Source organism: Meridianimarinicoccus roseus (assembly GCF_003172915.1).
Lineage (GTDB): Bacteria > Pseudomonadota > Alphaproteobacteria > Rhodobacterales > Rhodobacteraceae > Meridianimarinicoccus > Meridianimarinicoccus roseus.
The window spans coordinates 1-7822 of the sequence record NZ_QGKU01000017.1; the positions used below are offsets into that span (position 1 = coordinate 1).

At 58.2% G+C, this 7822-nt stretch carries 7 protein-coding genes and 1 pseudogene; 6 read left to right on the forward strand and 2 right to left on the reverse strand.

The window, feature by feature from the left end:
- The first annotated feature begins 54 nt into the window (after nucleotides 1-54).
- The 4 genes from tnpA to DKT77_RS04800 all read left to right on the forward strand — a co-directional run bounded on the left by tnpA (nucleotide 55) and on the right by DKT77_RS04800 (nucleotide 3503).
- On the forward strand, nucleotides 55-432 hold the full coding sequence (tnpA, locus tag DKT77_RS20845) for an IS66-like element accessory protein TnpA (RefSeq protein ID WP_238547689.1): 378 nt from the start codon (nucleotides 55-57) through the stop codon (nucleotides 430-432).
- A complete protein-coding gene (gene tnpB, locus DKT77_RS04790) occupies nucleotides 429-776 on the forward strand; it encodes an IS66 family insertion sequence element accessory protein TnpB (RefSeq protein ID WP_109810601.1) in 348 nt (115 codons plus the stop codon). Before tnpA ends, tnpB begins: the two co-directional genes overlap by 4 nt.
- 62 nt (nucleotides 777-838) lie before the next feature.
- Nucleotides 839-2419 carry an IS66 family transposase gene (gene tnpC / locus DKT77_RS04795; RefSeq protein ID WP_109810602.1) on the forward strand — a complete coding sequence of 527 codons (1581 nt, stop codon included), beginning with the start codon at nucleotides 839-841 and terminating at the stop codon, nucleotides 2417-2419.
- Between the two features lie 61 nt (nucleotides 2420-2480).
- Entirely contained in the window at nucleotides 2481-3503 is a 1023-nt protein-coding gene (locus tag DKT77_RS04800) for an IS110 family RNA-guided transposase (protein ID WP_109810603.1), read from the forward strand.
- A 444-nt stretch (nucleotides 3504-3947) separates the two neighbouring features.
- On the opposite strand, the gene DKT77_RS20655 is transcribed toward DKT77_RS04800, so the two are convergent.
- Nucleotides 3948-5318, reverse strand: coding sequence for a hypothetical protein (locus DKT77_RS20655; RefSeq protein ID WP_146204955.1), 1371 nt, complete (start codon nucleotides 5316-5318; stop codon nucleotides 3948-3950).
- Nucleotides 5319-5646: 328 nt separating this feature from the next.
- The gene (locus DKT77_RS20660) at nucleotides 5647-6066 is read right to left on the reverse strand and encodes a hypothetical protein (protein WP_146204956.1); all 420 of its coding nucleotides are present in this window, start codon (nucleotides 6064-6066) and stop codon (nucleotides 5647-5649) included.
- A gap of 524 nt (nucleotides 6067-6590) precedes the next feature.
- Between DKT77_RS20660 and DKT77_RS20850 the strand changes: the two genes are divergently transcribed.
- Both DKT77_RS20850 and DKT77_RS20855 read left to right on the forward strand, forming a co-directional pair.
- On the forward strand, nucleotides 6591-7082 hold the full coding sequence (locus DKT77_RS20850; protein ID WP_238547690.1) for an SIR2 family protein: 492 nt from the start codon (nucleotides 6591-6593) through the stop codon (nucleotides 7080-7082).
- A gap of 48 nt (nucleotides 7083-7130) precedes the next feature.
- Nucleotides 7131-7822, forward strand: a pseudogene (locus DKT77_RS20855) (hypothetical protein); the annotation flags it as partial.

A 7822-nucleotide genomic window follows, 5' to 3' on the forward strand; every position in this document is an offset into this window, starting at 1 on the left:
TAAGACACGTGCTTAGCGACGTCGCAAACGACGTGTCTTATGTGCGGAGGGGTCATGCGGGGCGAGGTTCTGGGTGCCGAGCGACGTCGCCGATGGAGCGATGAGGAGAAGCTTGGTATCGTCGTGTCGGTCGGGGTGGATGGCGCGACGGTGACGCAGGTTGCGCAGCGGCACGAAATCACGCGTCAGCAGATCTATGCCTGGCGGCACGAATTGAAGAAGAAGGGGCTGTGGTCTCCGGAAAGCGGCGCGCTGTTCCTTCCATTTGACATTCCACCGGCGCACGAGGTTCCCGCCATTCCCGAAGCACCTCCGAGTGCGACACCCTCGCCGATCGAGCTGCGCCTGCCGGGTGGGCGCTGTCTGCGCTTCGACAGCAACATGGAGGCGGCCGCGCTGACGCGGCTGATCCGGGCAGTGGAAGCGGCATGATCGGTCCGGGGACTGGCGTTCGTGTGTATCTCGCCTGCGGCGTCACGGACATGAGGAAAGGCATCACGGGCCTCGCGGCACTTGCCCAGGATGTCCTGCGTCAGAAGCCTGCGAGCGGAGCAGTTTTCGCCTTTCGTGGGCGCAAGGGCGACCGTTTGAAACTGCTCTATTGGGACGGCCAGGGCTTTTGCCTTTATTACAAAGTGCTCGAGCGTGGCCGGTTTCCGTGGCCGACGGCGACCACGGGCACGGCGCGGCTGACCTCGGCGCAGCTGGCGATGCTGTGGGAAGGGATTGACTGGCGCCGGCCGGACTGGGGTGCGCCGCCGGCCCGGGTGGGATAAATTATCGCCCTGATTCCCCTTGTTTTTATGGCTCTCGCACCTGATCCGTGATAGTCGGGCGCATGTCGAATGCTGCCGAAAATCTTCCTGAAGATCCCGCCGCTCTGAAGGCGATGATCGCCGCCTTGCAGGCGGAGAATGCGCAGATGTCGGCCACGCTGCGCGCGCATGACCTGCTGGTCCAGACGCTGCGCGTGCGCATCGCCAAACTGCAAAAGCAGAAGTTCGGACCGAGATCGGAAAAGATCGAGCGCGAGATCGAACAGCTCGAACTGGCGCTGGAAGACTTGCAGGTGGCCCTGGCCGAGGCGAAAGACACGGCGCAGGAGGACGAGGACGCGCCGGACACCGAAGACCAGGTCCCGGCAGCAGTCGAGCCCAGGCAACGCCGCCGCCCGAAGGTGTCCAAGGATACGCCGCGCGAACGCCGTGAACTCGATCCCGGCGACAGCTGCCCGGACTGCGGCGGCGATCTGCGTGTGGTGGGCGAGGACGTCAGCGAGTTGATCGACATGATCGCAGCGCAGTTGAAGGTGATCGAGATCGCGCGGGTCAAGAAGTCCTGCCGGCGCTGCGAGAAGATGATCCAGGAGCCTGCGCCAAGCCGGCCGATCCCGCGGAGCATGGCGGGTCCGAACCTGCTGGCCTACGTGCTGACCTCGAAATTCGATGACCATGTGCCGCTCTACAGACAGAACGAGATCTTCGCCCGCATGGGCGCGGACATTCCGGACACGACCCTGGTGGACTGGTGCGGCAGGGCGATGAAGACGCTGGCGCCGCTGATCGAGAAGATCGAGGCCGAGATCATGTCCAGCGATCTTCTGCACGCCGATGATACCCCGATCCGCGTGCTCGACCGCTCCAGCAAGGACAAGGGGCTGGGCAAGGGTGTCAAGCAGGGCCGGATCTGGACCTATGTCCGCGATCAGCGGCCCTGGGCGGGACAGGACCCACCCGGGGCGGTCTACTACTTCTCGCCCGACCGGAAGGGCGAACATCCCCGAAAGCATCTCGCCCGCAGCAGCGGTGTTCTGCAAGCGGATGCCTATACCGGGTTCAAGGAGCTATATGAGCGCCGCGCGGACGGCACCGCGCAGTTCCGCGAGGCTGCGTGCTGGGCTCATCTGCGCCGCGATTTCCACGACGTCTGGACATCCACCAGATCCGAAATCGCGAAGGAGGCCCTCGACCGGATCGGCAAGCTCTACGACATCGAGCGCCAGATCGCCGGCCAGTCCGCCGAGGTTCGGCGCGCCGTCCGGCAGGAGAAAAGCAAGCCCAAGGTCGACGCCTTCCATGCTTGGGCTGAAAAGCAGCTGACCCGCATTCCGGGCAAGAGCGATCTGGCCAAGGCGTTTCGCTACGGGCTGGGCCGCTGGCCCTCGTTCACCCTCTTTCTCGACGACGGGCGCGTGGCCATCGACAACAATCCCGCGGAACGTGGCATGCGCCCGATCGGCGTTGGCCGCCGCAACTGGTTGTTTGCCGGCTCCGACACCGGCGGCGAAACCCTCGCCCGCGCCATGACCCTGATAGAGACTGCAAAGATGAACGACCTCGACCCACAGGCCTACCTGGCCGATGTCCTCGACCGCATCCACGATCACAAGATCAACCGGCTCACCGAGTTGTTGCCATGATGGAGTGGACGCTCGCCACCCCCGGCGGGATGCTGGGGTATCCAACAAGGAGGCTGAAAGAATGATCGCGAGGATCGGAATCGACATCGCAAAGAACGTGTTCCACGTCCACGGCGTCTGTGCCGCCGAAAAGCGGCTCATGTCGCGCAAGCTGCGCAGGTCCCAGGTTTTGGCCTTCTTTCGAAAGCTGGAACCCTGCCTGGTCGGTATGGAAGCATGCGCCACTGCGCACTACTGGGCCCGGGAGATCGCCGCGCTCGGCCACGAAGTTCGGCTGATGCCGCCGAAATACGTGAAGGCCTATCTGAAGCGGCAGAAAAATGACGCGGCCGACGCCGCGGCCATCTGCGAAGCGGTCGGGCGCCCGGACATGCGGTTCGTGCCGGTGAAATCGAGGGACCAGCAGGCCGTGCTGATGCTGCACCGGGCGCGTGATCTGCTGATCCGGCAAAGAACCATGCTTATCAATGCCTTCCGTGCGCACCTGGCGGAGACCGGCTATGTCGCGGCCCAGGGCAGGACCGGCGTGGCCGCGCTGCTGGAAGTTGTGAAGGCCGATGATGACCGCTTGTCTCCACTTGAACGCGAAACCCTCTCTCATCTGGCAGGCCAGATACGGGATGCAGCCGCCCGGATCACGGCGCTGGAAAAGCGCATTCTTACCTTCCATCGCAGCAGCAAAGCCTCCCGGCGCCTCGAGACCATTCCGGGGGTCGGGCCAATCACTGCCTCGGTGATCGTGGCCTCGATCGGAGACGGAACGAACTTCCGAAATGCCCGGCAGTTCGCGGCATTCCTGGGGCTCGTTCCACGGCAGAACTCGACGGGAGGAAAGACGCGTCTTGGCCATATAACCAAGTGGGGCGACAGCTACATCCGCAGGTTGCTGGTGGTATCGAGTTGCGCCCTGATCCGCTATGCGCGCGGAAAACCTGCATCGGAAAACTGGCTTGCGAATGTGCTGACCCGGCGACCGGGCAAGGTCGCTGCAGTCGCGATGGCAAACAAGACGGCGAGAATCATCTGGGCGGTGCTAACGTCCGGGCGCATCTATCACCAAGAGCCGCCCGTCGCGGCGACCTGAACAAGAGACGACCAGTTGCTCGGGTGAACGTGACTTGATGGCAGACCGGTTTTGCCGGGGATCGACCAGACCCGCCTAGTTCCAAGCGCCGCTTCTGTGCGCGTTGCCTTGATTGGGAGTTGATCCGCGGATTTCATCAGGGCCAGCGGCCGTCGGTCGCAACCAAGGGCCGAATACATGACCGCACCCAACCTGTCGACATCAAGACAAGAAAACCCTTGCAAACGGCGAGCGTCCATACATGGAACTACGACACCAAGGTGTGACCGGAACACTGGTTACAAAGCGTGTGAGAAACACATGGATTTTGCCATGGAGTTCTGTCTCGACTAACCTTCTGAAGGTGCGAGCCCTCTTGGGGACGGACAGAAATCACCGTTTTTTCGGTGCTCCTGTTTTGGCAGGGGGGTTGTCTACCAATCAGATGTAGTGGAAGCCACGAAGTTATGCTTGATCGCTATCCGGGCTTTTTCGGTTTCGCATCTTTGCTATGAAAGCTTCGGCGGCCGCTTTGCGAGCTATCTGCTCATTCGTAGGATCACCTATCGCTTCCAGAGCGTAGCTTAGGACGTCAGGGCCGACATGGCTGCGGCGTTGGACCCTTTGGATCAGGGAGGCCGACGCGAGGCCGGTCGCTGTGGCAGCAGCTGACGAGAATAGCAGGTTAGCACCAGTATTGGAGTTCACTTCATCAGCTAGCCAGTCTGCACCAAAGAACGACGCTGCGCTAATGGATAGAACTGCAACCGCCGATCCTGCATAGTTGTTGGCAAAGTCCGTTGCCAAAGATACGAAAGCTGGCGGCTGCTTGCGTTCTGCGGCTCCTAATTCCCTCATCCCTTCAGTTAGGCATCGATTATAGTCGTCGCGCGTGGCTTCGTTTATAGCCTCCTTAAATATCTCACGCACTCGGACCCAGTGGTCGTCATAGATCAACTGAGACATGAGCTTAGCGGCCTCTTGTCGTGTTTTTGGCGCTTGTTCTTGGAAGAAACTGAATTGGAACTTAGGAGGTGGAATGAGTTCTGCAGTGGCGTTCTTGGGAGCGCCCGCAAAAGCAATTTCAGCGAGATAATCAAAGAGCAGATCGGCTTGCAAACTTAGTTCATTGCTTATTATAGGATCGAGTTCATGCGCTTCCGCCAGATGCAGATAGCCTGCAAGCCGTGCAATCCCCGCTGCCGCACGGTCTTGATCCTTTGAAAGCTCACCACGCATTTTCCGACCCATGAGGTCCTGCTTGATGTATTCGCTCTCCCAAGGATTATCATGCGGGTGTGGCGGGATAGCTGCACCGAACGCGGTTCTTTCTGAAAGTACCGCCATCTGGCCAGTGGCGAAAAGCGGTGCATACCCAATTAAGACATCAATGAATTCGAGAAATCTATCGCGGGCATGGTAGTCAAACAACTCCTTTCGTCCCTGGGTCCGGCAGAGCTCACTCGGCACAGCTATGGCGTCGGTAAAGACGATGCCATCGTAATAAAGCGGTCCAAATAAGGCGAGCCTAGGGTCTATGCCCCCCATGCCTTGATTAGATCCGGCTGTACCCAACTCATTCCAAATTAGAGGACGGCGACCCCGCGCCGAGCTCGCCAAAGAAGGTATTGTAAAGCCAGAATACTCTTGGTGGAATTTCGACCATTCTTCGTGCAGGAAGCGATACCATGATGGCCCTCTCGTAGCGAAGTATCCCATTAGCTCATCGTAACTATCCGACGCCAGATCAACTTGTGAGACATCGCTAAACCACTCGAAGAGCGTCTGTTTTGATCGCATGGTTGGATCAAGCGCTTCCTGCGGTGACGGTCGCATGATGTGGCCTCATCAAATGGTTTCTTAGATCAATGTATGGATTAGCGGTAATTTTTGGGCAACTGTGGTCGCCTCTAGACAAAACTCATACGTTTCTGTCACAGGCGAAAACGACGGTTTTCGTCTCGGATCGGTAACTGCCGTTCGTCGCAGGTCAGTTTTGTGGACTCTGCTGACATTCCCTCTGTGCCGACGAGTGTCCGCTTTGGCGATCATTGCCTTGGATTTAAAGCCGCCAAAAGGGTCGATTTTCGGAGGAAACGGTGATTTGGAAGGTTTCGGATCGGATTATGGACTATATTCATCGGCTTTTCCATCAGCAAGTGGCTTACTGTTCAACAGGTGGTTCATTCCGTTCCCATAGAGGCACGCATTCCGCGAAAAAAGGGATGGTTGCTCGTTGCCAAGGCGTTTCACGATCTTTTTCTGCAATCATTCCGGGGCTTGCAAAAAGCCTAATGTGGACACCATCACCTTCGTCGAAGAAGTACCAATATGAAGAGATTTCTCCATCAAGGTTTCGGATGCGTTGGTATGCGCCTTCTCCGATACGCTCGAAACGTACCGGACTACCATCACCTGCTACATACTCGCGAATGGCTACATCGCCGTAGAAATCCCACGTGACGGGCCCAAGCCCTCGTTGCTGCAAACAGGTAAGTCCTGTCAAATCGACAGGCTTTGCAACTGCTACAGCAAAAATCAGTGATGTTACTACAGTGAGGCTCGCAGTGATGAGATGTTTCATGCTCATACCAAAACAGAGCCACAAAAGAAGTACAACAGGATAACACCAGGCCCTCTGCCTTTGATTGGACAACCTGATTGCTAATCAGTGGTGATATTGGCTGAGGCGGTCGTTCCGACAACTCGCAGCAATTTTGAACTTCAGGCTCGAAGCTGACATGCGGCGGTGCAGAGGAGCACTCGCTTGGCACTCGCCAGCGCGGCGTCGCTTCCGGCCCTTTGCGGACATTACCCATTGCCGAGTTCGCCGAAGTGCGGCAGATATGAGTTCAACCATTAGAAGAGCCTCTTGTTTTGCGGAGCGCCAGAGGTTGAGCGGGTTTCACGGTGCAAAAACTTCACAATGCCATGACTGGCAGAACTGGCTAAGATTGTTGAACCTTCAATATGCGATTTTTTTCCGACGCCCCTTCTATTCCCGATCTCCTCTTGGAGCGTTGCGACGCTGGACGGGTCGTCTTCCTATGTGGTGCGGGAGTATCATTCAATTCAGGGATGCCAACGTTTCTCGGGCTTACGCAGCACGTGATCGACTTTTTCGATCCGCCGGAAGAATCAGAGGCAATGAAGGCGTTCGCCCCTTGGCGAGACGATCCAGCAGCAGCAAATGTTCCCCTCGATCAGATCTTCAACCTTCTGCACCAGGAATATGGTCGGGATGAGGTCAACGCACTGGTAACAGAGCGGTTGCTGGTCCCATCAACAGCAGCAACCAAAGGTCATGAACACAGCCTGGTGAAGCGGATATCGTCGAACCAGAGTGGCGTCCCCCAGATCGTGACAACCAACTTCGATCACCTGTTCGAACTTGGCGACGAAGCGGGCAGTATCCCGGCCCATATTCCCCCAGCGTTCCCTGATCTGTCATTCGGATCACCAATTGATGGTATCACCTATCTACACGGGCGACTTGTTGCACCAGATGCGACCCAACACCCCTACGTGCTGAGCAGTGCAGATTTCGGCAGAGCCTATCTGTCCGAGGCATGGGCCACGAAGTTCATCAGCGGCCTGTAGGAACGATATACCGTCGTTTTTGTCGGGTATCAGGCCGAAGACCCGCACGTGAAGTACCTCCTTCAAGGGCTCAACCATGATGGTCAGTTCGACCGAACGCGCCTCTATGCCTTCGACCGAGGGGAGCCGGAGGAAATTGAAGCCAAGTGGCGAGATCGGGGCGTAACTGCCATCGCCTATCAAGATCATGGCCACCTATGGCAGACCATGGAAGCTTGGGCTGACCGGGCTGACGACCCACGTGCCTGGCGGAGCCGGGTCGTCGCTTCTGCGCAACGTGACCCGAAGGAGATATCACCGCACGAGCGTGGCCAGGTCGCCCATGTCCTACGTTCGGTTCCGGGAGCCAAGGCATTTGCCGACGCCGAACCATCACCACACCCGGAGTGGGTTTGCGTCCTCGATGCATTCGTTCGCAATGCCAAGAAGTGCAGCGGATACGGGGAAGATGCCGAAGAGTTCGATCCCGTGCAGGCATATGGCTTCGATGATGATCTTGGTCCGATCAGTGATGAGGATTTCAGACGGGGAACCAGAAACGATAACCTGCTCGAATGGCGGAGTGGCGACGACAACCCGCCCGATTTGCACCGCCTCGGAGGACGCCAGGTAGAGGGCCATGAGGCAATGCCAACCCGGTTGTGGCATCTCGTCCGCTGGATCGGAAAGTCATTCCAAGCGCCAGTGATCGCCTGGTGGGCGGCTCGTCAACTTGGCCTGCATCCTCGCCTCATCGATCA